Raw genomic sequence first — 23,467 nt, forward strand, 5'->3', positions numbered from 1 at the left:
TCGTATCTGCTACCCTTTGCCATGCCTGTACTGCCTCCTTTTTATCATCTCTCTTATCATACATGATTTAGGTCTGCATGGCATCTTTACTTTGTACTATTTTTATACTACCACTACTTCTACTTCAATCATAGCTGATGGTTTCTCCAATCATAGTTGATAGTTTCTGCAATGCGAAAGCCTTATCTGGCCAGATCCGGAAAAAACTCCTCCACAATATCGCAGGCGTCGAGGATCATTTTCAGGCAGGGGCGGGACTTGTAATAGTCCGGCGTCCGATCTGACGGCCGGGCAGATTTCTCCGCCTTTCGAAGACCCAGCAGGGTCATGCAGGTGATGGACTGATTCCTTTCCCGAAAAGCGTCTGCCATGGCGCGGACAATCTCATAATTTTTTCTCTTACCTTCCTGATCTGCTCCGACAGTGGCTCCGGTCTTCAGCCCGGCGATGATGAACATGCCGCAGACTGCGCCGCAGGTCTTGCGCATGCGCCCGATGCCCGCCCCAAAAGAAGCGGACATCCGCAGCATGATTTCCCGGTCGATGCCGAAGGCGTCCGCATAGGCGGCTGCCACGGACTGGGAACAGTTGTAGCCTTCCAGAAAAAGTTCTTTTGCGGTTTCACTTCGTTTTGACATAAATGTTTTCCTCTTTTCTCTGTGGATATCATGCGTCAGGAAGAATAATCCTCCAGAGCAAATGTATAATTTCTGCCGAAATATTTTTTTGTTTTTAATTTTAATTTCGTATCTTTTAAAGTAAATGGAATCCGCAGTACATTTCCGTTTTCCTCATCCAGAGTCCTGAAGGTCTGGAAGAGGGAGGAATCTTTATCGGCGGAAACTCTGCTTTTTTTTCGGTCAAATGTAAACAGGATACTTTTTTCTGCTTCGTTGACGGTTACCTGGCCGCAGATGGTATTTGCCTGGGTATCGTTTCTTGCTCCGTCCGAGATGTAGAGACAGAGAGAACCGTCCGCATCATCGGTGGCAAAGTAACAGAAGTGCCTTGTCTGGTCAAAAGTCCAGTAAAAGCATGTGTTGTTCAGAAAATAGGCAGTACTGGAAGTGTTCAGACCATAAATCACGTTATTGTAAAAAGAAAGAGACTTCCCGTCATATTCCATGGAGAGAACTTCATTGGAGACAGAGAGTCGTACTTCGATCTCGGAGATGCCTTCCGGCAGTCCGTCAAAGATCTCCGGCAGTTGGGCGGTATCATCACGGTATGTGTAAAAGGAGAAAGTGTCTCCCTCGTTTCCGCTGTAGAGAAAATTGGTGAGCAGAGTTCCCTGTTCGCTGCTTTCTGTGTCAATGTAATAAAGCTCCGCGTATTTATCGTAGAGAGCCAGCTCATAGACCGATGTACTCTCCGGCGTGTCCGGACTGCTGTACCAGATATCTGTTTCCGCAATATCAAGAAGCGGACTTACGGACGTAGCGGCCTTTTCCTGTATGGATGTACCTTCTTTTACAAAATAATAGCTGATATCCCCGTAGGTCAGGAGCAGGTGCTCTGTGTCAGGAGCCCGGTAGGCGATATTACCGGAGCTGCCGAGCTCTTCCCAGCCTTTTGGAAGTCTGTTATCGTAGGCGGGATCCGCGGTGATGGAGATATTGCTCTTTGAGTCAATGGAAACGGTGCCATGGAACAGGTCGGCGCTCTGTTCGGTGTCCGTCAGAACAAAACCGCCCTGATTATCGATGGAAAGACAGAGGTTATCAGCGCGGAAGCTGCTGTCTTTGCCAAGGGCATTGCCGCAGCCGTACCAGGCGCCGGCAAGCCCGGAAGTATCGGTGATGGCAGGCTTTTTGCTGCTGCAGCCTGTCAGGCAGAAAAAAATGGTAAGTACACAGCAGATGAGATAGAATATTTTTTTCATAGGGCGTCCCTTTCTCCTTTTTTCAGATATATCATATTTTACCACAATCCTCCCGGATTATGAAAGAGTTCCCGGAGAAAAAGTGCGGCCGGGATTACATTTTTGGACGATTGTTGATTTGCATAAGAAATGGAGCGCATTTTACGGTCTGACCGCCGGTTCGCAAAAGAAACTGTTTACATTTCGGGATATCTTATTGTATACTTTGTAGATACAGGAAAATTGTTAATGATTGTTTATGAGGAAAAGGAGGATTCCAATGGAAAAGATTTCTATCGCAAAGGAACTGAAAGAGAACTCTTATCCGGGAAGAGGAATTATTGTCGGCCGCTCTGCAGACGGAACAAAAGCAGTGACGGCATATTTTATTATGGGAAGAAGCTCCAACAGCCGCAACCGTGTTTTTGTGGAGGACAGAGAAGGAATCCGCACCCAGGCCTTTGATGAGTCGAAGCTGGAGGATCCGAGCCTGATCATCTATGCTCCGGTCCGCGTTCTTGGCAATAAGACTATTGTGACAAACGGCGACCAGACAGACACGATCTATGAGTGTATGGACAAGCAGATGACCTTTGAGCAGGCGCTGCGCACGCGGGAGTTTGAGCCGGATGCGCCGAACTATACCCCTCGTATTTCCGCAGTGATGCATATTGAGAATGGACAATACAATTATGCCATGTCCATTTTAAAAAGCAATAACGGAAGTCCGGACAGCTGCAACCGGTTCACTTTTGCTTATAATAACTGCCCGGCTGGCGAGGGACATTTTATTTCTACCTACCTGCACGACGGGAATCCTTTGCCAAGCTTTGAAGGAGAGCCGAAGCTTTTAGATATTCCGGATGATATGGATGCTTTTGCGGATCTTCTCTGGGAGAGTCTTAACGAGGAAAACAAGGTTTCTCTGTTTGTCCGCTATATCGACATTGAGACCGGCGTTTATAAATCCAAGATCATCAATAAGAATAAATAATATGGGCAATGCACAGCGCCAGGCGCTGCGATCATAGAAAATGTACACCATATAAGAAAATGTACAGAATAATAAATGTATTCACGACAGAAAGGATTGAGAAAACATGAAAGAACTGGAATTAAAATATGGCTGTAACCCGAATCAGAAGCCTTCCCGCATCTACATGGAAAATGGAGAGCTTCCGATCGAGGTATTAAACGGAAAGCCGGGATATATTAACTTTCTGGATGCTTTTAACGGCTGGCAGCTGGTAAAGGAATTAAAGAAAGCCACCGGACTTCCGGCAGCCACCTCCTTTAAACATGTATCCCCTGCGGGAGCGGCTGTGGGTCTGCCTCTTTCCGATACGCTGGCAAAGATTTACTGGGTGGATGATCTGGGAGAACTGTCTCCGCTGGCATGTGCCTACGCAAGAGCAAGGGGCGCGGACCGTATGTCCTCCTACGGTGATTTTATCGCCCTTTCCGACGTCTGCGACGTGCCGACAGCCAACATGATCAAACGTGAGGTTTCCGACGGAATCATCGCGCCGGGCTATGAGCCGGAGGCTCTGGAGATTCTCAAGTCCAAAAAGAAGGGTAATTATAATGTGATACAGATTGATCCGGATTATGTGCCGGAAGAGATTGAGCGGAAACAGGTATTCGGCATCACATTTGAGCAGGGAAGAAATGAACTGAACATTGACAAAGACTTCTTCTCCAACATCGTGACAAAGAACAAAGAGCTGACGGAACAGGCAAAGATCGATCTTGCCATTTCCATGATCACTTTAAAATATACCCAGTCCAACTCTGTCTGCTACGTAAAAGACGGACAGGCCATCGGTATCGGAGCCGGACAGCAGTCCAGAATCCACTGTACCCGTCTGGCAGGACAGAAAGCAGATAACTGGTGGCTGCGTCAGTCGCCGCAGGTTATGGGTCTTCAGTTCAAAGATGAGATCCGCCGTGCTGACAGGGATAACGCCATTGATATTTACATGGGCGACGAATATATGGACGTCCTGGCCGACGGCGCATGGGAGAATATCTTCAAGGTAAAACCGGAAGTGTTCACCAGAGAGGCCAAGAGGGAATGGCTTGACAAATTAAGCGGCGTAGCTCTGGGTTCCGACGCCTTCTTCCCGTTTGGCGACAACATTGAGAGAGCGCACAAGAGTGGCGTAGCTTACGTGGCGCAGCCGGGCGGCTCCATTCGTGACGACAATGTCATTGACACCTGCGATAAATACAATATGGTGATGGCATTTACAGGCATTCGTCTGTTCCATCACTAAAAGCGAGACCGGGGAGGCGGAAAACATGAACGGATATCACTATAATGCGGCAGAAGACAGCCGGAGCGGTGAAGCGACGGCACAGGAAGAAATGTATGCCATCCGGACGGAACATTTTAAACATACTGTTTCCGTAGAAGAGTATATGGAAAAATGCGTGGATGTGGAGGAATTTCTCAGGTACTGCAAAGAATGTCGGAATTATGGGAATGTCTGGTCCTGCCCGCCTTATGATTTTGACCCCGAAGATTACTGGAAGAAATACAGTACTTTCCGTATTGTCGGCGTGAAGATTTACCTTCCCAAAGAGCTTCTGCCCGGAACTTATACCGAAGAGGAGCGGGAGGAGATTTTTGAAAGAATTCTCTATCCCAAAAAGGAAGAACTCAATCAGGAGCTTTTCGCTCTGGAGAAAGACTATCCGGGCAGCGTATCCTTAAGCGGCGGTTCCTGCCGCCTCTGCATCGGAGAGAACGGTGAAGGCGGCTGCGATGGAAAGACCGGGGAGGGCGGCTGCGCCAGAAAGGACGGCGCACCCTGCCGGTATCCGGAGCAGATGCGCTACTCCATCGAGTCGCTGGGAGGCAATGTGGGACTCACGGTGACCAGATACCTGCATCAGGAACTCCAGTGGATCGAGGAAGGAAAGCTTCCGGAATATTTTATGCTGGTGGGCGGCCTGCTGCTGCCGTGATAAGACCGGCTGAAGACGAAAGGGGGCTGTGAAAAAACATATTTTTGTTTTTTCACAGCCCCCCCTTTTTCACATTCGGCGTCCGGACGGGCGGTTATCACTGCTGTCCGCAGAGGGTATCAAGCTGACGGAAAAAGTCAGGGTAAGAAACATCCACACAGTCGCTGTCGGTGATGATGGTTTCGCCGTCGGCGTTGATGCCCGCGATGGCAAACGTCATGGCAATCCGGTGGTCCATGGCGCACTGGATGGAAGCGCCGTGGAGACCCGTTTCGCTGTCCGCCTTACTATTAATAATAAATCCGTCATCCGTCGGGATCACGTCCGCGCCCATGGCCGTCAGATTCTCGCTGACGATAGCGATGCGGTCGCTTTCCTTGACGCGAAGTTCGTGGGCGTCGCGGATGATAGTTTTGCCCTCGGCAAAGCAGGCCATGAGGGCGATGACCGGAAGCTCGTCGATGAGAGCCGGAATAATGTCGCCCTCAATGACAGTTCCTTTGAGCCGGGAGGTGCGCACACGGAGGTCAGCCACCGGTTCCCCGCCGGCTTCCCGTACATTTTCCAGGGTGATATCAGCTTCCATGTTCCGGCATACTTCGAGGATGCCTGCCCGGGTCGGATTGATGCCCACGTTCTGAATCAGCACATCAGAATCCGGTGTGATCAGCGCCGCCACAATGAAAAACGCAGCGGAGGAAATGTCACCCGGCACTTCGATATGCTGGGCGTGCAGCGATTTTGGCGGTGTGATGGTGCAGGTAGTCCCTTCTGTGCGGATATCAGCGCCGAAAGAGCGGAGCATCCGTTCGGTGTGGTCTCTGGAGAGGGACGGTTCCGTGACGCTGGTGTCGCCGTCTGCGTACAGGCCCGCCAGGAGTACGCAGGACTTTACCTGAGCGGAGGCCACCGGAGAATCATAATGGATGGCGGTCAGAGGTTTACCGTGAATAATGAGCGGCGCGCAGCCGTCTCCGTTTTTACTCTTAATGTCCGCATGCATCATGGTAAGAGGTGTGATGACCCTCTTCATGGGGCGGGAATTTAAGGAGGCGTCGCCGCTCAGCTCTGAAGAGAATGGCTGCCCCGCCAGGATACCGGATATGAGCCTGGTAGTAGTGCCGCTGTTGCCCACGTCAAGAGTCTTTGACGGGGCATTTAGCCCGTGAAGTCCTTTCCCGTGCACGTAGATCGTGTCGTCTTTTTCTTCTATATCAATGCCCATGGTACGGAAACATCCGATGGTGGAAAGGCAGTCCGCGCCCTTCAAAAAGCCGTGGATGGTGGTGGTTCCCTCGGCCAGCGCGCCGAACATAACAGCCCGGTGGCTGATGGATTTGTCGCCCGGTACAGTGAGGGTTCCCCGCAGACCGGTTTTTCTGGTCAGTGTTTTCATGAGTTCTCCTTTCTGTTACCGGACATGTACGATGTAGTTTCGTTCTTCCAATACCCGTGCTGCTTTGGTACAGGATTCATCATCATATAAAATAATTTCCAGAACGCCTTCTTCAAATTCCCGGTTATGGACGATGCCGATATTTTTTATGTTGATATTATTGAAGGCAAGCTGGGAAGCGACGGAGGCCAGTGTTCCCGGTTCGTCCGGAATATATACATACAATTTGTGGACTTTTTCGAACAGACCAATGGAATGGTCCGGAACAGAGTTCCGATATTCGCTGGCTGTCCGGAAATATTCATTGACAAAACCGCCGTTCCCTTCGTCAAGCTCACCGATCACCTGCTGCAGGTCACGGACCATATCGGTGAGAAGAGATCGGATGTTGCCGGAATTATTCAGGCAGATCTGCTCCCACATAACCGGTGAGGAGGAGGCGATGCGGGTGATGTCTTTGAAGCCCCCGGCGGCTAGCTGGCGAAGCATTCCGTTGTCCGTGTCAGCGCGGCGGACCAGATGAACAAGCTCCGCGGCTATAATGTGGGGGATATGGCTGATGGAGGCTGTGATATAGTCATGCTGCTCCGGTTTTAGAGTGACAGCCAGTGCTCCCAGCCCCTGAATGAATGAAGAGAAGGTGGCGGTCAGATAAAACATGGTGCGGTCGCTGGGCGTCAGAAAATAATAGGCGTTCTCGATAAGATGATCGCCCGCATTCTCATAGCCGGTCTTCTCCGAGCCGACCATGGGATGTCCGCCGATAAACTGCGGGGAGAGTCCCAGGGCGTCCACCGTCTCCTGAATCGGTGTTTTGACACTGCCAACATCGGTAATCAGACACTGCGGAGCCACAATATCCTTGAGTTCTCTGAGGTAAGCGATATTGACGGAGACCGGCGCGCACAGAAAAAGAATATCGCAGGAGGAAAAACGGGAATCCACTGCGTCAAAGAACTGGTTGAGCACGCCTTCCTGACAGGCAAGCTCGCCTGCTTCACGGTCTGTATCGAATCCGTAAATGACGGTGTCCGGGTGCACCCGGCGGATTGTCTTTGCGATGGAGCCTCCGATGAGTCCGAGCCCGATGAAACCGATGGTAAAATGTTCTGCGTTCATTATGATAAACCTCCAAATGTTTGTCGTTTTGCGATAATGCCATATATATAAAAGTCAACTGCTAACGCTGCTTTTGCTTTTGCATGGCTGAATGGTCACAATCATTTTATATAGGAAATCAGCCTGTGTCAAATAATACACGGAAAAACGAGACGTGTCAACGCTTTTTAGTGTTAAAGTGATGTGGTGCTGGCATTCTTATCTTTTCAGACGCATGGCTGAATTGTTCAAAATATATTAGATTTCTCTTGTAATATTGGTGATTTTTTAGTAAAATAGACATAGAGTTGTTTGGAAATAACATAAAAATTCGTTGATTCGACAAATTTTTTGTGCTTTTTCATCCGAACACGATATTAATTACAACACGGGAGGAACTGATTATGAACGTATATGCAACCGAGAACATTAGAAACGTCGTTTTACTGGGACATGGCGGCTGTGGAAAGACATCTCTCATTGAATCCATGGCGTTTACGACTGGTATCATTAAACGAGTTAGAACGGTAGCTGAAGGTGGAACGGTAAGTGATTATGACAAAGAAGAGATTAAGAGAAAGTTCTCCATTCAGTCATCAGTGATTCCTCTGGAAGTGGATAATGTTAAGGTGAACCTGCTGGATACGCCGGGTCTGTTTGATTTTTCCGGCGAGGTCTACGAGGCGTTGAGCGTTGCGGACGCGGCAGTTATTGTTATCAATGGTAAGTCCGGAGTGGAAGTGGGAACAAGAAGAAGTTTTGATTTCTGCGCCAAGAAGGGCATTCCGGTTATCGTATATATTACCTGCGTGGAGGATGAGCATGTGGATGCTTCCGCCATCGTGGACGAGCTGAGAGAGAGTTATGGTAACAAGATCGTACCTTTCCATATGCCGATGAAAGAGGGCAGCGTCTTCAAAGGATTTATCAATGCCGTTAAGATGCTTGAGTGCCGTCTTCAGCCAAACGGAAGCTACGACGAGGTAGTTGTGGAAGAGGGAGAGAATGACGAGCTGGATGATTACCGCATGCAGCTTATGGAAGGCGTGGCAGAGACCAGCGAAGATCTGATGGAGAAGTTCTTTGCTGAAGAGCCTTTCACGGAAGAAGAGATCAAGAACGCGATCATCGGTTCGGTAGCAAGAAGAGATCTGATGCCGGTTATCTGCGGCGCGATCAACACAGACTACGGCGCAAATATTCTTTTGAACGATATGGTGAAATATTTCTCTGCGCCTGGCATGGTGAATGACCAGTTTACAGGAACCAAGGTGAAGACAGGGGAGTCGGTAACCGCAACTTATGATGTATCCCAGCCTGTCAGCGCTTATGTGTTTAAGACCATCGCTGACCCGTTTGTGGGACGTTTCTCTCTGGTAAAGGTTACCGACGGTATCTTAAAACCGGATACGGCTATCTATAACGGCAATAAAGATACAGAGGAACGTATCGGTAAGCTCTATGTATTAAGAGGAAAAGAACAGTTTGAAGTAAACGCTCTCTATGCCGGCGATATCGGCGCTATCGCCAAACTGTCTGTGACAAAGACCGGCGATACATTGTCACCGAAGGCCAATCCGATCGTATTTGAGAAGGCAGAGATGCCGGAACCGTATACATTTATGCGTTATGTCACCAAGACAAAAGGAGATGAGGATAAAGTTTCCTCCGCTCTGAAGAAGCTTATGGATGAAGACCTGACGCTGAAAGAAGTCAACGACAAGGCAAACCGTCAGATGCTTCTTTACGGACTGGGCGACCAGCATCTGGAGATCGTAAGAAGCAAGCTGGCTGACAGATATAAAGTAGAGATCGACCTGGTAAAACCAAAAGTTGCTTTCAAGGAGACCATCCGCGGCAGTGTGGAAGTTCGCGGCAAATATAAAAAACAGTCCGGCGGACATGGTCAGTACGGCGATGTATTAATGCAGTTTGAGCCGTCCGGAGACCTGGAGACTCCATATGTATTTGACGAGAAGATTTTCGGCGGAGCCGTGCCGAAGAACTACTTCCCGGCAGTGGAGAAAGGTGTTGCGGAAAGCTGCCTGAAAGGGCCTTTGGCAGGATATCCGGTTGTCGGTATCCACGCAACGCTGATCGACGGTTCCTACCATCCGGTGGATTCTTCGGAGATGGCTTTCAAGATGGCTGCGATCACAGCGTTTAAGAATGGCGTTATGGATGCCAAACCGGTTCTCCTTGAGCCGATTGTTAATCTTAAGGTGGATGTTTTAGATTCCAATACGGGAGACGTTATGGGCGACCTGAATAAGCGCCGCGGACGTATTCTCGGTATGAATCCGCTGCCGGGCGGAAGACAGGAACTGGAGGCAGATATTCCTCTGGCAAGTCTGGTGGGATATTCCACGGATCTTCGTTCTATGACCGGTGGAAGCGGAGAGTTCTCCTATACGTTCAGCCGCTACGAACAGATGCCTGCTGACGCACAGGAAAAAGTATTAAAAGAAGCGGAAGCAGAAAAGGAGAATGAAAAATAAATATGATTAATAAGGCGATTGCATTTGCGGTAAAGGCCCATGAGGGACAGCCGCGGAAAGGGACGGAAATACCTTATATTTTTCATCCTCTGGAAGTGGGGATGATCGTATCCAGGATAACAGACGATGAGGAAGTAATTGCCGCTGCGGTTCTTCATGATACAGTGGAAGACTGCGATGCAGTGACCCTTGATGATATCCGTCGGGAGTTCGGCGACAGAGTGGCGCGTATTGTCGGACTGGAAAGCGAGGATAAAGACAAGAGCTGGGAGGAGAGGAAGGCGGCCACCGTCCGTTCTCTCAAAAAAGAACCTATGAGGGAAGCTAAGATTGTCGCGCTGGGAGATAAACTGTCCAATATACGCTGTTTTTACGCTGATTATATTAAATTGGGAGATGAACTCTGGCAGCGATTTAACATGAAGGACAAGCGGATGCAGGGCCGGTATTACCATGGACTTTGCGAAGCACTGTCAGATCTGTCCGATCTGGAAGAGTATCAGGAGTTTCGGCGGATGGTGGAGATGGTATTTGGAGATGTAATTGCCGATGAATAATCATAGATATCATCGAAAGTGATATGTAAATATTGAATTATTGCAGGGAGTTGTTGTAAAATAATCCATGCCGGGCGCGCAGCCTGCCGGGAAGGCAGGCGCGCATGTCCGGATTAGAGGATATTTTGCAGCACTCCTTTTTTGCACTTTTTTATCAAAATGTTAAAATGAGTGTTGCACATTGGAAAAGAATGTGATAGTATCTTTCCTGGGCATACAAATGTATTTGTGTGACGTACTTTTTAGCTCGTATTTTGGTAAATGTAATACCGCACAGGAGAGACAGAGGGATTTTATGGAGAATGCGTTTAAATTTTATATGGTAAAGAAAAAGGCTCTTCCGGAAGTTCTTCTTAAAGTGGCGGAAGTGAATAACCTGCTGGGCGCGGGCAGAATGAAGACGATACGGGAGGCGATTGATGCCGTAGGGATCAGCCGCAGCTCTTATTATAAATATAAAGATGATATATTTCCGATTCATGAAAAGATTCAGGGAAAGACCATAACTTTTGTCATGGAGATGGAAGACCGCCCCGGCCTTTTATCCAATGTACTGAAGGTGGTTGCGGAATGCAATGCAAATATTTTGTCCATTCATCAGAGTATTCCGGTGAATCATATCGCGCTCATTACGCTGAGCGTGCTGGTTCTTCCGACGACTGATGATGTGACGGAACTGTTTGAGAAGATAGCGGATGCCCGCGGTATCCATAATCTTAAGATTGTTTCAGCAGAATAACGAAGGCACAATACCGGCATGAGGATGATTTTCCGGGAGGAGATGACCGCCTGCCGGACAGAAAGAAGAATTGAGGAGGACAGTGATGATAAACGTTGCAGTGTTAGGATACGGCACCATTGGCGCCGGCGTGGTAGAGGTGCTGCAGACCAATGCAGACAGTATCGAGAAGAAGGCAGGAGACAGGATTGTAGTAAAAAGAATCCTTGACCTGAGAGATTTTCCGGGCGACCCTAATCAGGATAAGGTAGTCCATGATTATAAGATCATTGAAGAAGATGAAGATATTCAGATTGTTGTAGAGTGTATGGGCGGTCTGGAGCCGGCGTACACCTTTGTAAAAACTGCCCTGCTGCAGGGAAGAAGCGTAGCCACTTCCAACAAGGAGCTGGTGGCAAAATACGGTGCGGAGCTCATCGGCATCGCAAAGGAAAAGAAGGCTAATTTCCTGTTTGAAGCCAGCGTGGGAGGCGGTATTCCGATCATCCGTCCGCTGACCCAGTGCCTGACAGCCGACGTGATCGAGGAGATCAGCGGTATCTTAAACGGAACAACGAACTACATGCTGACTAAGATGGAAGAAGAGGGCATTGCCTTTGACGAGGTGCTCAAAGAAGCGCAGGAGAAGGGGTACGCGGAGCTGCACCCGGAAGCGGATATCGAAGGATATGACGCCTGCCGGAAGATCGCGATCCTCACCTCCCTTGCCTACGGCAAGCAGGTGGATTTCGAGGATGTGCATACCGAGGGTATCACGAACATTTCCGCGGAGGATTTCCAGTATGCCCGTCAGATGAAGAAATGTATCAAGCTCCTCGGAAAGAGCTGGAGCGACGACGGCAAGCTGTACGCCATGGTTTGCCCGATGCTCATCGATCACTATCACCCGCTGGCGGGAGTCAAGGATGTGTTCAACGCCATTTTTGTACACGGAAACATGGTGGACGACACTATGTTCTACGGCAGAGGAGCCGGCAAGCTCCCGACAGCCAGCGCTGTGGCAGCGGACGTGGTGGACTGTGTGAAGCATATGGGAACTCATATTAAGATGATCTGGGAGCAGGAGAAGCTTCCGCTCAGTGATTTCGGAGGATTTGAGAGACGGTATTTCGTCCGCATGCCAAAAGAGGTTTCTCTGGAGTCTGTAGAGAAAGCGTTCGGCGCTGTTGAGCCGGTGAAGGTGGATGGCATTGAAGAGACAGCTTTTGTGACCGGCGTCATGAAGGAAAGCGACTACCACAAGGCTGCAGATCAGTTTGATGATATTCTTAATATGATTCGTATTGACGCATAAAGAAAAACAGATCGCGGGACGTTTTTTCGCCCGTCTGATAAACTAAATGATGACAGATGAGATTATCGGAGAGAGCAGGTGCAAAGCTGAAGATTCTTTCCGGTAATCTTTTGTGAAAGGAGACTTTATTATGAAATATATCGTGGTGCTTGGCGATGGCATGGCAGATTATCCTATAGATGAACTGAACGAGCAGACGCCGCTGGAATATGCCAATACCCCGATGATGGATGAATTGGCGCAGAAATCAGAGATCGGCCAGGTGCACACCATTCCGGCAGGTATGAGTCCGGGAAGTGATACGGCGAATCTTTCCGTGCTTGGCTATGATCCGAAAAAATATTATACGGGGCGTTCTCCGCTGGAGGCTCTGAGCATCGGCGTTCCTATGAAAGATACCGATATTGCCATCCGGTGCAATATCGTGACAGTTTCCGATGAGGAGACAGAATATAAAGACAAGAAAATGATCGATCACAGTGCGGGGGAGATTTCCACAGAGGATGCAGACGTTCTCATTCAGGCGGTACAGGAAGCCTTCGGCAATGAAATGTTCCATTTCTATACAGGAACTAGTTACCGTCATCTGTTGATCTGGGATAAAGGAAATGTAGTGGAGCTGACGCCGCCTCACGACATCCTGACAAAGACCATCGGAAATTATCTGCCGAAAGAGAAACTGCTGGCGGAGATGATGGAAAAAAGTTATGAGATTCTCAACAATCATCCAATCAACGTTGCCAGAGAGAAGGCGGGACTTCATAAGGCCAACTCGCTCTGGTTCTGGGGCGCGGGAACGAAACCGGCGCTGGATGATTTTACAGAAAAAACAGGAAAACGCGGCGTTATGATCTCCGCAGTGGACCTGCTCAAAGGAATCGGCGTGGGCGCCGGTCTTCACAATATCATTGTGGAGGGAGCAGACGGAACGCTGGAGACCAATTATGAGGGCAAGGCTCAGGCAGCGGTAGACGCGCTCACAAAAGACGGTTATGATTTTGCCTACATCCATGTGGAAGCACCGGATGAGATGGGACACCAGGGCAGCGTGGAACGCAAAATAAAATCCATTGAGTACCTGGATCAGAGAGTCATCAGGGTGGTGAAGGAAGGCATGGACGCTTCCGGTGAGGATTATCGTATGCTGGTTCTTCCGGATCATCCGACGCCGATCGTGCTGCGGACTCATTCCAGCGATCCTGTGCCGTATATGCTGTTTGACAGCACCAATCACGGCAGCCGCATGTGGCATTATAATGAGAGAGAGGCGGCAGCCTCCGGCATCGACATGCCGTCAGGCGCAGCGTTGATGGAATACTTTTTAGATTAAAATACCATTAGAAATCAGGAGGACACTATGTTAATCGTTAAGAAATTTGGAGGTACCTCTGTCGGCAACAAAGAGAGAATTTTTAACGTTGCAAAGAGATGTATTGAAGATTATCAGAAGGGACATGATATTGTGGTGGTTTTGTCCGCTATGGGCAAATCTACCGATGAACTCATTGAGATGGCCAGAGATATCAATCCAAGACCATCCAAACGGGAGATGGATATGCTGGTAACTACCGGCGAGCAGATTTCCGTATCTATGATGGCGCTGGCCATGGGCTTTTTGGGAGTTCCGGCCGTTTCCTTAAACGCCTTTCAGGTAGCGATGCATACCACACACCGTTACGGCAACGCCAGATTGAAACGAATTGATACAGACCGTATCAGAAATGAGCTGGAGCAGAGAAAGATTGTGCTGGTGACCGGTTTTCAGGGAGTGGATAAGTATGACAATCTGACAACGCTGGGCCGCGGCGGATCTGATACAACGGCAGTGGCTCTCGCCGCCGCACTGCATGCCGACGCCTGTGAGATTTATACGGATGTGGACGGCGTGTATACTGCGGATCCGCGTCTTGTGAAAAATGCCCGCAAACTGGATGAGATTACTTATGATGAGATGCTGGAGTTATCCACACTGGGCGCAGGAGTTCTCCATAACCGTTCAGTGGAGATGGCTAAAAAATACGGAGTACAGTTAGTGGTACGTTCAAGCTTAAATACAAACGAAGGAACAATTGTCAGGGAGGAAGTAAACATGGAAAAGATGCTTGTCAGCGGCGTGGCAGTAGATAAAAACGCCACCAGAATTGCAGTAGTTGGATTAAAAGATGAACCGGGAGTCGCCTTCCATTTATTTAATGCGCTGGCGAAATACAATATCAATGTGGATGTGATCTTACAGTCCATCGGCCGCGACGGTACAAAGGATATTTCCTTTACTGTGGCAGAAGATGTGGCGGACGAGGCAGTGGCGATCATTCAGAAGAGCTTTCCGAAGAGTGATTACAAAAAGATTGACGAGGAAAAAGATGTGGCGAAGCTGTCTATCGTGGGCGCCGGCATGATGAGTAATCCGGGCGTGGCGGCATCTATGTTTGAGGCGCTTTATGACTGCGGCGTAAACATCAAGATGATCAGCACTTCCGAGATCCGTGTTACAGTTCTCATTGACCAGAAATATGTAGAAAGAGCGATTAACGCAGTGCATGATAAGTTTTCGCTGGCAGACTGATTTTCAAGGCGGACAGATCCTGCATGATATTTTGCATATCGATTTTTCAGGGCTTTGCGGCAGCAACACCGCAAAGTCCTTTCTTTTTTGCCTCGTTTGTGTTATGATAGTTAAAGAATGGAGGTATTCATATGAAGAGACAGGATTACGTTTCCTGGGACGCCTATTTCATGGGAGTCGCCATGCTTTCGGCGGAACGGAGCAAAGATAATAATACGCAGGTCGGAGCCTGCATTGTAAGTCCCCAGAACAAGATTCTGTCCATGGGATACAATGGGATGCCTACGGGATGTGACGATGACCGTATGCCGTGGGAGCGGCGTGGAACTCCCCTGGATACCAAATATCTCTATGTCTGTCATGCGGAGCTTAACGCCATCCTTAATTATGGAGGCGGATCGCTCAAGGGAGCCCGGATTTATACGACGCTGTTTCCGTGCAATGAATGTACGAAAGCGATCATCCAGTCCGGCATTGCGGAAGTGATCTATTATTCAGACAAATATGCAGATACGGATTCAACCATTGCGGCTAAGAGGATGCTCGACATGGTGGGTATTACATATCGTCAGTATCAGCGGGAAGATAAAGAACTTAAGCTGTGCCTGTAAAAAAAGCTTGACAGGATACATTTTCAATGATATAGTAGTTGAGGTTGTTCGTTAAGACGACAGTGAGAACAAAGCAGAGTATCCACTCTCACCTCAGCACACTGGTGACTCGGGTTAATATCGTAATAAGGTGATTGGTTCCTTCGTCCGTGACAGGACTGTGGAACAGATTATTTTTGATATGCGGTGGATAGTCTTTGTTGCTATCCATTTTTTATTGATAAAATGGAAATAACTGAGTATAGAGCGGCATTCATTATTATATAGATAATTATGCTGCGCTAATATAGGCCGGCATGCAGCCGCAAGGCGGGTGCCGCCGAACAAAATGTGTATCAACACGGTGATTCTTATTTATATGAGGGTTTATGGAGGTGTACGACAATTAACGATTTGATGATTAATGAGCAGGTGCGTGACAGAGAAGTCAGATTGATCAGCGAGAGCGGAGAACAGCTCGGTATCATGTCCGCTAAGGAAGCCATGAAGATTGCCAGAGAGGCAGAGCTCGACCTGGTGAAGATCGCGCCCAATGCAAAGCCGCCGGTATGTAAGATTATTGATTACGGAAAATACAGGTATGAGCTTGCGCGCAAGGAAAAGGAAGCAAGAAAGAAACAGAAGACCATAGACGTCAAAGAGGTGAGACTTTCTCCGAATATTGACACCAATGATCTGAATACCAAGGTGAATCAGGCAAGAAAGTTCCTTTCCAAAGGAGATAAAGTTAAAGTTACCCTTCGTTTCCGGGGAAGAGAACTGGCGCATGTGAATTCCAGCAAAGTGATTCTTGATGAATTCGCCGCACAGCTTTCTGACTGCGCAGTGGTTGACAAACAGCCGAAGTTTGAAGGAAGAAGCATGACAATGTTTTTAACTGAAAAACGTTAATTTTTATATAGAACAATTTAGGAGGACTTAATTATGCCAAAAATGAAAACAAGCAGAGCTGCTGCAAAGCGCTTCAAAAAAACAGGTACTGGACAGTTAAAGAGAATGAAAGCTTATAAGAGCCATATTTTAACAAAGAAGTCTCAGAAGAGAAAGAGAAACCTGAGAAAGTCTACAGTGACAGACCCGACAAACGCAAAGAACATGAAGAAGATTTTACCATATCTTTAATCGTATAGAGGAGGACGTAAATTATGGCAAGAGTAAAAGGCGCAATCGGCGCAAAGAAGAGACATAACAGAACATTAAAACTTGCGAAAGGATACAGAGGAGCACGCTCCAAACAGTATAGAGTTGCTAAACAGTCCGTAATGAGAGCTTTAACAAGCGCTTACGCAGGAAGAAAACAGAGAAAAAGACAGTTCAGACAGCTCTGGATCGCACGTATCAACGCAGCTGCAAGAATGAACGGCATCTCCTACAGCAAGATGATGCACGGTCTGAAATTAGCAGGCGTGGAAGTAAACAGAAAAATGCTTTCTGAGATGGCAATCAGCGATCCGGCAGGATTTGCAGCCCTCGCAGAGTTAGCAAAGAGCAAGGTGGCCTAATGAAGGATGAGATCAGTAAACGAAAGTTTACTGGTCTTTTTTCTTTACAAAAAAACAGTCCATTCATTAAATAACATTAAATTTTTATTTCAAAAAGGAGGAGATTGTAATGCAACATGTAACGAAACTTAAGAGATTAGTAATTTTTTTGCTGGCTTTTGTAATGATTGCCGCGCCGGTTGGAGCGTCGGCGGCTACTACATATCAGAAAGGAAGCAGAACCTACAATTACAGCGGCTCTTCCTACACGGTATATTATAACAGCAGGCAGGTCAATACAAAGAAAAAGACCGGCGTTCTCATTGACGGAAGCATCATGATTCCGTACAAAGCCTGTCTTGTGAAGAGAGGCCCGCAGATGAACGCAAAATACAATAAGTCATCAGGGAAATTAGTACTTTCTTATGAGGGAACAAAAGTAAAACTGTTTGTCGGCAAGAAAAAAATGAAAGTGAATGGAGTGAAGAAAAAAATCAGCGTGGCTCCGCTTTTTGTGAAGTTTAACGGAAAAAAGACGCTCGTTGTTCCTGCAAGAGCGCTTTTTGAGGAAGGCTTCGGATTCAATTATGAATACAAGAAAAAGAAAAAAGCTGTTTATATCGCCGAACCGGAGACTACGACCAACAGCGCGCCTGCAGAAGTGCCGGCAGCTCCTCAGACCGGTGGAATGACGGCTGCTGCTTTTGCCAATATGTCAACAACGCAGTTTATTCAGACCATGGGACCGATTGCGCAGGCAGATTATAAGAAGAGCGGTATTCTTGCTTCTGTAACGCTGGCTCAGGCAATTCTGGAAAGCGGCTGGGGTAAATCAGAACTGGCGCAGAAGGGCAATAACCTTTTTGGTATGAAGACCAATTTATCCGGAAATACCTGGAGCGGTTCCGTATGGGATGGATACAGCAGTGTTACTATCAATACAGGAGAGGAATATGGCGGAAAACATGTGACCATCAGCGCTCCTTTCCGGAAATACTCCTGTGTAGAACAGTCAGTGGCAGATCATTCCGCTTATCTGGTAAATGCAAGAGACGGTTATTCCTACAGGTATGCAGGACTGACATCCACAAACAGCTATAAAAAGCAGCTGACGATCATCAAAAACGGCGGATACGCAACCAGCAGTACATATGTTTCTCAGCTGACTTCATTAATAGAGAGATATAATCTGGATCAGTATGACCGGTAGAGATAGTCAGGAGTGCCTGCAAAGAAGGCCGTTCTTTGCGAGGACAGACTGTATTGGCAAAAAACAAGCCAGGTGCGGGAAAAAGCGTCCGGGAAACGCCGTTGGTATTTTGGGTTTTCCTGTGGTATAATGCTGATGTATAGTTAGGAGGATTCTATGAAACGCGTAAAACGGACGAGAAAATCAGGACTATTTCAGAGTCCGCTGTTTTCCATGGCGATTTCGTTGCTGCTTGTGGCGGCGACGGTTGGATTTGTGTTTGGGTTTGGAGCATTTTTAGACAACCAGACCTATACGGGACCGGAAGTGGTATCCGGGCTTGAGTCAACAGAGGAACAAAAAAAATCGCCGGAATATCTGAAGATGGACAGCCGGTTTAAAGCATGTTATGTGATGATATGTGAGGTGCCTCCGCTGGGGCTGTGGGCTAATCCGGTTCCCGGTGAGAAGACGGACGCTTCCAAAATGCTTGTGAGCGGACAGATCGTGCACGCCAAACAGAGAGGAAGCTACAAAGGACAGACCTATTACAAGCTGGATGACGGCACGTATCTGAGCGCCGATATCACCCATGCGCAGCCGCTGATCAGTTACACGGAGATGGAAGGGTATCTTGCTATCACGTATATCAGTTCATCGGGAGTACGTCTGAGAAAATGGGCGGATTTTGATGCGGATAATGTGGCGGGAGCCGTCTATGTGGGAGATAAGATACAGGTCAAGGCAAAGGTACAGACAGAGAAAGGTGATTCGGCGTTTATAACAACGGACGGTCTGTATATTACGGCTGACCCTCAGTATTTTAACGACTACAGCAGCGTCCGCGAAAAGAGTACGGAGAGCGGGAAGAAAAACAAGAATTCTGCTTCCACATCGGAGTCTTCCACCAAAAACGGGACAACGGAAACGGACAAGACCGGTGAAACCGGACGGACAACGGCTTCAGACCGCACAGATGATTCCGGAACCACCGGATCGGGCGATACGACCGGAACACAGAACCGGAACACCGGAAAATGGGATTTCTCTGACAGAGAGCTGAACAGCCAGGAGTAGGAAGATGATTGAATGTCATGCCAGAGGCTGACTGGCAAAGATACTGCCGGCGGAAGAAACATAAAATAAAACAGAGGGGCCTTTTCGTTTCGTCAGGAAAGAGAAAGCTATGATGAAACAATGAGAAAGCCTCTCCGTTTTACTGTAAATACCTGGGAAAAAACAGTGGAATTGTGTCAGAAGAACAAACAATATATTTTTTTGAAAAAAATTAAAAAAAGTACTTGCATTATCCGGAAAGTGGTGCTATAATGAGTTTCGTTGGTGAGAGAGAACAAAACATCAACACAACAGAATACATGCAGACGTGGCGGAATTGGCATACGCGCTAGACTAAGGATCTAGTCCGGGCTAACTGGGTACGGGTTCAAGTCCCGTCGTCTGCATTATAGTAAGTCCCTGAGAGCATTTATTTAAGCGGCTCTCAGGGACTTTTACTTTACAAAAGGGGCAGAAAAGGGGCAAATTATAAAATCTTTATTCCGGCTATAATCTGATTTTCTTTTTCTTTCAGTCGTTCCGTAATATGAATATAGATTTTTCTGGTGATTTCACTGTCCTCATGCCCCAGGCGTCGTGCAATGATGTCGAGAGATAACCCCTGTTCAATCATCAAGCTGGCGTGCGTGTGCCGCAGCACATGCGGGGTAATGAATCTACCCAGGCACTTCATAGAATTTTCCCTTATATAGGCGTTAAAAGAAAAGTAATTCACATGAGTGCCATTATCCTGAAAAAGTAAATTACATCCTGTTACCATGCGTTGACAGAGGGCATCATACCGAATGAACTGGCACAGATCCAGCATTTCATCTTGTATATAAACATCTCGGACAGATGAGAAAGTTTTCGGGGGAGTGGTCACATTGTTATTATAGTCGTAAGTCTTACTCACCCGGATGATCCGTTCTTTAAGATCCAGATCGGAGATCTCGAGAGCAGCCGCCTCGCCGAAGCGGAGGCCGGACAGAATCAGAAATTTCGTAAGCTTTTTCCATTTATCTACTGTCATATAATCTAACAAAAGATTGGCTTCCGAGGCTTCCAGAAATTTATCCTGAATTTTTTCACGATGGGGCTTATCGGGGAAAAGTTCAATCTTATCCAAAAAAGAGATATCTTGAATCAGTTCATTTTTATATCCCCAATGGATTAAAGCGCGGAAGCGCGTCAGATGCTCATTTAGAGTACCACCTTCTTTTCTCGTTGCAAGGAAAGAATCATGCACATATCGAGCACTCAACCGGTTGACCAGAACATTTTCCCCGAGAATCTTCATCAATGTGTTGCAGGCGTGATAGTTTCTCTTGTATGTGGACTTTTTTACAGTCAGCGCCTGGCTTTTGCGGTATTCTTCTACCAGGTCCTTCATGGTGATATCTTTTGCTGGAGCATAATCTTTCTTTAATGCTTTCTCAATCTTTGCGGTGATGGCTGCCTGCGCTTGCTTACGAGTAGCAGCAGTGTTCTTGTTTAATGTCACGGAAGCCTTTCTGGTTTTGCCGGTCAGATAGTCTTCGTAGCGCTCCACGAATTTATACTTACCGTTTTTCAGTTCTTCGACCCACATATGCACCATCCTTCCTTAAAAATGAGTATAAAAATAACAGCCAGCGAGAAACAGATGTTCCGCTTGCGTGGCTGCTCCGGAGATGATACAATATCATTGGTATTTTTGGTTGCATCATCTTCGGATATGTAACGGTTTCCGCTCCTGTTGGCGCAGGGGCGGAGTTTTTTATTTCAGCAAATCTTCAATGCAGATAGATAAATCCTAGAAGATTTTTGATGTAATTGTGTCGTTAAATGAGAAAGAAAAGAAATCTTTTTCGCCTTCAAATGAATATAATTGAATCAGTTCTTTTTTGAGGATCTACAATCCAATATTCCCGAACTCCGGCTGTTCGATATTTAAACAGCTTCGTCATTGAGCTTACCGTAACAGGCTCTCCTGATTGAGTAGCTATTTATCTTGTATGAATCTATACATAGCGAATCACAATATTATATTTAGCGACTATTTAAGAAGGTTTTTTATGGATTCTTCCCAGTCTTTTCTTTTCCTAACATAGAAATTATAACTTTTCCCAGGTTTTGTAGTTAGCTAATTTCAAAGTTTACCTACATAACTACCTGCAATAACACAAGAAATGGTCGTTCCTCCGCTTACGTTTTCAAAGCTGGTCATGCCTATCGGAGCTCCGTATATTTCAACCGTATCGTCCTGATAAATATCATCAAGTACATCATTATAAATAACATAGTAATAATTTCCGTCCAAATCCGTTGCTTGTACTTCTGTTAAACTACTACCGTCATCAAAATTAGTTTCGTTAATTCCGATAACATAAGCTTCACTAATGCATATCAGTTTGTCTCCGTACTTGTCCTGATTTTTGTTAATCATTTTAAAATCAATGCTTGAATCTGTATATTCTTCAGCAATTTCTTTATCCGCACATGGAAATAAATCAGGGTTTTCATTTATAAAATCTTTTGCTAAAGGGCTTATGGTGTAAGGTATCATATCGTTTTCTGCACCTAGATATTCATAATAATCTCCCATGCCCATAGAAGATGTATCTTCAATGGCTTCTGTTGTAGTTTCTTCTGTGGCCATTTCGGTAGTAGGTTCGGTCATAGCAACAGTGGCAGCAGCTTCCTCAGATACCGGGGCATTGGTATCACCTCCACATGCAGTAAAGCAAATACTCATAGCTGCAATTAATCCAATACTTACAATAGTTTTTCTCATAACAATCTCTCCTTTGTATTAAAAATATATTTATATAAACCGATAAAACGGATTATATATTGATTTAAAAAACTGCAAAATCATGTTTTTTATAAACCTTATACGTAAAATTTTTTTATTTCCTACTATCATATGAATCAAAATCAGCGACCATCAAATATGGCTCAAAATATATGGTGTAATTATCAATATCCACGCATTGCCCATATTTTAGCCGGTAAGCTTCGAGTGCATCTCGTAGAAATCCCTCTGTAATATCCAGATAATCTGCCATTTCATGGATGTTCCGGCAGCCGCGTTTATATGCGTTGATGATGCCATATAGCCCGATCTGCTTATTGTATGCCCACATCCGAGCGCGCTGCTCCTGCTTTACATTATCTGTTTTGGTTTGATCTATAATATTTCCTGCACTTGTGTGGTGATGTCCCAGCTCCTCTGCCAATATACAGGTTTTTTCTGTCGTGTTCTTTATACTCTTGTTTATGCCAATCACCCCATCACAATATAAACCCTTAATGTTATCACTGCTAAAGTTGCAATCTATTACATCTATACCGTCCATGCAGGCTTCGTTCTCTAAACGTTCGTACGCGTTCAAATGTATCTCCTCCCACTCTAGTATATTAAAAATTATTTCTGCTTCTTTCTGTTCTTTACAAATTCGGCAAACTGGCGAATTTCTTCCAGTTCCTCCTCCGTATATTCATCACCGTCAAAATGGGCGGCGAGAGTAGTGGTTGATGAGACATTTTGGAATAATTCGCCATCAACTAATTTTTCAGCATCCAACCCTAATTCACGAGTGATTTTTAATACATTAGTAATATTGGAATTGGCAATTCCTCTTTTTAGAATACTGTCAAGAGTAGTCCAAGGCATATTTATTGTATCTGAAAATTTTTTCAGGCTACCATATTTATTTATAATCATTTGCCTCAATTGAGATTCAAGTTCATTCATTCAAATATTACCTCCCCTCTATCAGTATAAAACGATAATATCATTATAATCTCGAAAAATCAATATAAAAATGTGAAATACAAAATAATAATCTCTAAAATTCGAGAAAAAGGTATTGACAATCACGAAAATTCATAATATACTGCAAATGTAATCACGAAAAATCGTGAAACGTAAGGAGGTGAGTAAAAATTGTTTCCTAATTTGGAGGCAGAATTGGCAAGGACGAAAACTAAAAGAGCAGAGTTGGCAAAAGTACTTGAGATTACTCCAACAACATTATCTCTTAAATTGAATGGGAAAGGGACTTTGTCGCTGAAAGAATGCGTCAAAATTAAAAATAGTTTTTTTCCAGATAAATCATTAGATTATCTATTTCAAACAGAAGAGCAGGAAGGGAGGTGATTCTTAG

24 protein-coding genes and 1 tRNA gene are annotated in these 23,467 nt (G+C 46.3%); 17 read left to right on the plus strand and 8 right to left on the minus strand.

The genetic code is table 11. From position 1 onward, the window contains the following. Nucleotides 1-182: 182 nt before the first annotated feature. The gene (locus B5F87_RS15455) at nucleotides 183-638 is read right to left on the minus strand and encodes a C-GCAxxG-C-C family protein (protein ID WP_087282625.1); all 456 of its coding nucleotides are present in this window, start codon (nucleotides 636-638) and stop codon (nucleotides 183-185) included. Between the two features lie 35 nt (nucleotides 639-673). Then, on the minus strand, nucleotides 674-1,882 hold the full coding sequence (locus B5F87_RS15460) for a hypothetical protein (RefSeq protein WP_087282627.1): 1,209 nt from the start codon (nucleotides 1,880-1,882) through the stop codon (nucleotides 674-676). Nucleotides 1,883-2,141: 259 nt separating this feature from the next. Between B5F87_RS15460 and B5F87_RS15465 the strand changes: the two genes are divergently transcribed. The 3 genes from B5F87_RS15465 to B5F87_RS15475 all read left to right on the plus strand — a co-directional run bounded on the left by B5F87_RS15465 (nucleotide 2,142) and on the right by B5F87_RS15475 (nucleotide 4,831). Continuing rightward, nucleotides 2,142-2,855 (plus strand): IMP cyclohydrolase, encoded by a 714-nt coding sequence (locus B5F87_RS15465; RefSeq protein ID WP_087282629.1) that lies wholly within the window; start codon nucleotides 2,142-2,144, stop codon nucleotides 2,853-2,855. Between the two features lie 106 nt (nucleotides 2,856-2,961). Further along, on the plus strand, nucleotides 2,962-4,137 hold the full coding sequence (locus B5F87_RS15470; RefSeq protein ID WP_087282631.1) for a phosphoribosylaminoimidazolecarboxamide formyltransferase: 1,176 nt from the start codon (nucleotides 2,962-2,964) through the stop codon (nucleotides 4,135-4,137). A 25-nt stretch (nucleotides 4,138-4,162) separates the two neighbouring features. Then, complete coding sequence (locus B5F87_RS15475) at nucleotides 4,163-4,831, plus strand: DUF2284 domain-containing protein (RefSeq protein ID WP_242964508.1); 669 nt, start codon at nucleotides 4,163-4,165, stop codon at nucleotides 4,829-4,831. A gap of 97 nt (nucleotides 4,832-4,928) precedes the next feature. On the opposite strand, the gene aroA is transcribed toward B5F87_RS15475, so the two are convergent. Together aroA and B5F87_RS15485 are read right to left on the minus strand one after the other, a co-directional pair. Then, entirely contained in the window at nucleotides 4,929-6,227 is a 1,299-nt protein-coding gene (gene aroA, locus B5F87_RS15480; protein ID WP_087282633.1) for a 3-phosphoshikimate 1-carboxyvinyltransferase, read from the minus strand. A 15-nt stretch (nucleotides 6,228-6,242) separates the two neighbouring features. Next, nucleotides 6,243-7,346: a prephenate dehydrogenase/arogenate dehydrogenase family protein gene (locus B5F87_RS15485; protein WP_087282635.1), complete on the minus strand. Its 1,104-nt coding sequence runs from the start codon at nucleotides 7,344-7,346 to the stop codon at nucleotides 6,243-6,245. 383 nt (nucleotides 7,347-7,729) lie between these two features. Here B5F87_RS15485 and B5F87_RS15490 point away from each other — a divergent pair, with 383 nt between their 5' ends. The 13 genes from B5F87_RS15490 (at nucleotide 7,730) to B5F87_RS15550 (ending at nucleotide 19,723) form a co-directional block, all read left to right on the plus strand. Further along, complete coding sequence (locus tag B5F87_RS15490; protein ID WP_087282638.1) at nucleotides 7,730-9,823, plus strand: elongation factor G; 2,094 nt, start codon at nucleotides 7,730-7,732, stop codon at nucleotides 9,821-9,823. Nucleotides 9,824-9,825: 2 nt separating this feature from the next. Then, nucleotides 9,826-10,380, plus strand: a complete 555-nt coding sequence (locus tag B5F87_RS15495; RefSeq protein ID WP_087282640.1) for an HD domain-containing protein — start codon at nucleotides 9,826-9,828, stop codon at nucleotides 10,378-10,380. A 295-nt stretch (nucleotides 10,381-10,675) separates the two neighbouring features. Beyond that, the gene (locus B5F87_RS15500) at nucleotides 10,676-11,119 is read left to right on the plus strand and encodes an ACT domain-containing protein (protein WP_087282642.1); all 444 of its coding nucleotides are present in this window, start codon (nucleotides 10,676-10,678) and stop codon (nucleotides 11,117-11,119) included. An 85-nt stretch (nucleotides 11,120-11,204) separates the two neighbouring features. Then, on the plus strand, nucleotides 11,205-12,413 hold the full coding sequence (locus B5F87_RS15505) for a homoserine dehydrogenase (RefSeq protein WP_087282643.1): 1,209 nt from the start codon (nucleotides 11,205-11,207) through the stop codon (nucleotides 12,411-12,413). Between the two features lie 130 nt (nucleotides 12,414-12,543). Then, complete coding sequence (locus B5F87_RS15510; RefSeq protein ID WP_087282646.1) at nucleotides 12,544-13,743, plus strand: cofactor-independent phosphoglycerate mutase; 1,200 nt, start codon at nucleotides 12,544-12,546, stop codon at nucleotides 13,741-13,743. Between the two features lie 27 nt (nucleotides 13,744-13,770). Next, nucleotides 13,771-14,979, plus strand: coding sequence for an aspartate kinase (locus B5F87_RS15515; RefSeq protein WP_087282648.1), 1,209 nt, complete (start codon nucleotides 13,771-13,773; stop codon nucleotides 14,977-14,979). 131 nt (nucleotides 14,980-15,110) lie between these two features. Then, nucleotides 15,111-15,590, plus strand: a complete 480-nt coding sequence (locus B5F87_RS15520; protein ID WP_087282649.1) for a dCMP deaminase family protein — start codon at nucleotides 15,111-15,113, stop codon at nucleotides 15,588-15,590. 396 nt (nucleotides 15,591-15,986) lie between these two features. Beyond that, a complete protein-coding gene (gene infC / locus B5F87_RS15525) occupies nucleotides 15,987-16,481 on the plus strand; it encodes a translation initiation factor IF-3 (RefSeq protein ID WP_087282651.1) in 495 nt (164 codons plus the stop codon). Nucleotides 16,482-16,514: 33 nt separating this feature from the next. Next, complete coding sequence (gene rpmI, locus B5F87_RS15530) at nucleotides 16,515-16,712, plus strand: 50S ribosomal protein L35 (protein WP_087282652.1); 198 nt, start codon at nucleotides 16,515-16,517, stop codon at nucleotides 16,710-16,712. A gap of 23 nt (nucleotides 16,713-16,735) precedes the next feature. Continuing rightward, complete coding sequence (gene rplT, locus B5F87_RS15535) at nucleotides 16,736-17,092, plus strand: 50S ribosomal protein L20 (RefSeq protein ID WP_087282654.1); 357 nt, start codon at nucleotides 16,736-16,738, stop codon at nucleotides 17,090-17,092. Between the two features lie 109 nt (nucleotides 17,093-17,201). After that, a complete protein-coding gene (locus B5F87_RS15540) occupies nucleotides 17,202-18,281 on the plus strand; it encodes a glucosaminidase domain-containing protein (RefSeq protein WP_087282656.1) in 1,080 nt (359 codons plus the stop codon). A 156-nt stretch (nucleotides 18,282-18,437) separates the two neighbouring features. Continuing rightward, complete coding sequence (locus tag B5F87_RS15545) at nucleotides 18,438-19,337, plus strand: hypothetical protein (protein WP_087282658.1); 900 nt, start codon at nucleotides 18,438-18,440, stop codon at nucleotides 19,335-19,337. A gap of 301 nt (nucleotides 19,338-19,638) precedes the next feature. Beyond that, a tRNA-Leu gene (locus B5F87_RS15550) sits at nucleotides 19,639-19,723 on the plus strand. A gap of 80 nt (nucleotides 19,724-19,803) precedes the next feature. Here the strand turns inward: B5F87_RS15550 and B5F87_RS15555 are convergent. From B5F87_RS15555 to B5F87_RS15570, 4 genes are all read right to left on the minus strand, one after another. Beyond that, complete coding sequence (locus B5F87_RS15555; protein ID WP_158097064.1) at nucleotides 19,804-20,907, minus strand: site-specific integrase; 1,104 nt, start codon at nucleotides 20,905-20,907, stop codon at nucleotides 19,804-19,806. A 540-nt stretch (nucleotides 20,908-21,447) separates the two neighbouring features. After that, nucleotides 21,448-22,092 carry a hypothetical protein gene (locus B5F87_RS15560; RefSeq protein ID WP_087282664.1) on the minus strand — a complete coding sequence of 215 codons (645 nt, stop codon included), beginning with the start codon at nucleotides 22,090-22,092 and terminating at the stop codon, nucleotides 21,448-21,450. A gap of 115 nt (nucleotides 22,093-22,207) precedes the next feature. Then, nucleotides 22,208-22,693: an ImmA/IrrE family metallo-endopeptidase gene (locus tag B5F87_RS15565; protein ID WP_087282666.1), complete on the minus strand. Its 486-nt coding sequence runs from the start codon at nucleotides 22,691-22,693 to the stop codon at nucleotides 22,208-22,210. Between the two features lie 32 nt (nucleotides 22,694-22,725). Next, nucleotides 22,726-23,055: a hypothetical protein gene (locus B5F87_RS15570; protein ID WP_087282668.1), complete on the minus strand. Its 330-nt coding sequence runs from the start codon at nucleotides 23,053-23,055 to the stop codon at nucleotides 22,726-22,728. A gap of 216 nt (nucleotides 23,056-23,271) precedes the next feature. On the opposite strand from B5F87_RS15570, the gene B5F87_RS15575 reads away from it, so the two are divergent. Next, a complete protein-coding gene (locus tag B5F87_RS15575) occupies nucleotides 23,272-23,460 on the plus strand; it encodes an XRE family transcriptional regulator (RefSeq protein ID WP_204246085.1) in 189 nt (62 codons plus the stop codon). The last annotated feature ends 7 nt before the right edge of the window (nucleotides 23,461-23,467 follow it).

Origin of the sequence: Eubacterium sp. An3 (assembly GCF_002159465.1) — a bacterium.
Lineage (GTDB): Bacteria > Bacillota > Clostridia > Lachnospirales > Lachnospiraceae > Anaerobutyricum > Anaerobutyricum stercoris.

Bases quoted from the DNA above. Each gene is read 5' to 3' on its own strand.
- B5F87_RS15455 (WP_087282625.1), bottom strand. From the start codon at position 638: ATGTCAAAACGAAGTGAAACCGCAAAAGAACTTTTTCTGGAAGGCTAC.
- B5F87_RS15460 (WP_087282627.1), bottom strand. From the start codon at position 1,882: ATGAAAAAAATATTCTATCTCATCTGCTGTGTACTTACCATTTTTTTC.
- B5F87_RS15465 (WP_087282629.1), top strand. From the start codon at position 2,142: ATGGAAAAGATTTCTATCGCAAAGGAACTGAAAGAGAACTCTTATCCG.
- B5F87_RS15470 (WP_087282631.1), top strand. From the start codon at position 2,962: ATGAAAGAACTGGAATTAAAATATGGCTGTAACCCGAATCAGAAGCCT.
- B5F87_RS15475 (WP_242964508.1), top strand. From the start codon at position 4,163: ATGAACGGATATCACTATAATGCGGCAGAAGACAGCCGGAGCGGTGAA.
- aroA (WP_087282633.1), bottom strand. From the start codon at position 6,227: ATGAAAACACTGACCAGAAAAACCGGTCTGCGGGGAACCCTCACTGTA.
- B5F87_RS15485 (WP_087282635.1), bottom strand. From the start codon at position 7,346: ATGAACGCAGAACATTTTACCATCGGTTTCATCGGGCTCGGACTCATC.
- B5F87_RS15490 (WP_087282638.1), top strand. From the start codon at position 7,730: ATGAACGTATATGCAACCGAGAACATTAGAAACGTCGTTTTACTGGGA.
- B5F87_RS15495 (WP_087282640.1), top strand. From the start codon at position 9,826: ATGATTAATAAGGCGATTGCATTTGCGGTAAAGGCCCATGAGGGACAG.
- B5F87_RS15500 (WP_087282642.1), top strand. From the start codon at position 10,676: ATGGAGAATGCGTTTAAATTTTATATGGTAAAGAAAAAGGCTCTTCCG.
- B5F87_RS15505 (WP_087282643.1), top strand. From the start codon at position 11,205: ATGATAAACGTTGCAGTGTTAGGATACGGCACCATTGGCGCCGGCGTG.
- B5F87_RS15510 (WP_087282646.1), top strand. From the start codon at position 12,544: ATGAAATATATCGTGGTGCTTGGCGATGGCATGGCAGATTATCCTATA.
- B5F87_RS15515 (WP_087282648.1), top strand. From the start codon at position 13,771: ATGTTAATCGTTAAGAAATTTGGAGGTACCTCTGTCGGCAACAAAGAG.
- B5F87_RS15520 (WP_087282649.1), top strand. From the start codon at position 15,111: ATGAAGAGACAGGATTACGTTTCCTGGGACGCCTATTTCATGGGAGTC.
- infC (WP_087282651.1), top strand. From the start codon at position 15,987: ATGATTAATGAGCAGGTGCGTGACAGAGAAGTCAGATTGATCAGCGAG.
- rpmI (WP_087282652.1), top strand. From the start codon at position 16,515: ATGCCAAAAATGAAAACAAGCAGAGCTGCTGCAAAGCGCTTCAAAAAA.
- rplT (WP_087282654.1), top strand. From the start codon at position 16,736: ATGGCAAGAGTAAAAGGCGCAATCGGCGCAAAGAAGAGACATAACAGA.
- B5F87_RS15540 (WP_087282656.1), top strand. From the start codon at position 17,202: ATGCAACATGTAACGAAACTTAAGAGATTAGTAATTTTTTTGCTGGCT.
- B5F87_RS15545 (WP_087282658.1), top strand. From the start codon at position 18,438: ATGAAACGCGTAAAACGGACGAGAAAATCAGGACTATTTCAGAGTCCG.
- B5F87_RS15555 (WP_158097064.1), bottom strand. From the start codon at position 20,907: ATGTGGGTCGAAGAACTGAAAAACGGTAAGTATAAATTCGTGGAGCGC.
- B5F87_RS15560 (WP_087282664.1), bottom strand. From the start codon at position 22,092: ATGAGAAAAACTATTGTAAGTATTGGATTAATTGCAGCTATGAGTATT.
- B5F87_RS15570 (WP_087282668.1), bottom strand. From the start codon at position 23,055: ATGAATGAACTTGAATCTCAATTGAGGCAAATGATTATAAATAAATAT.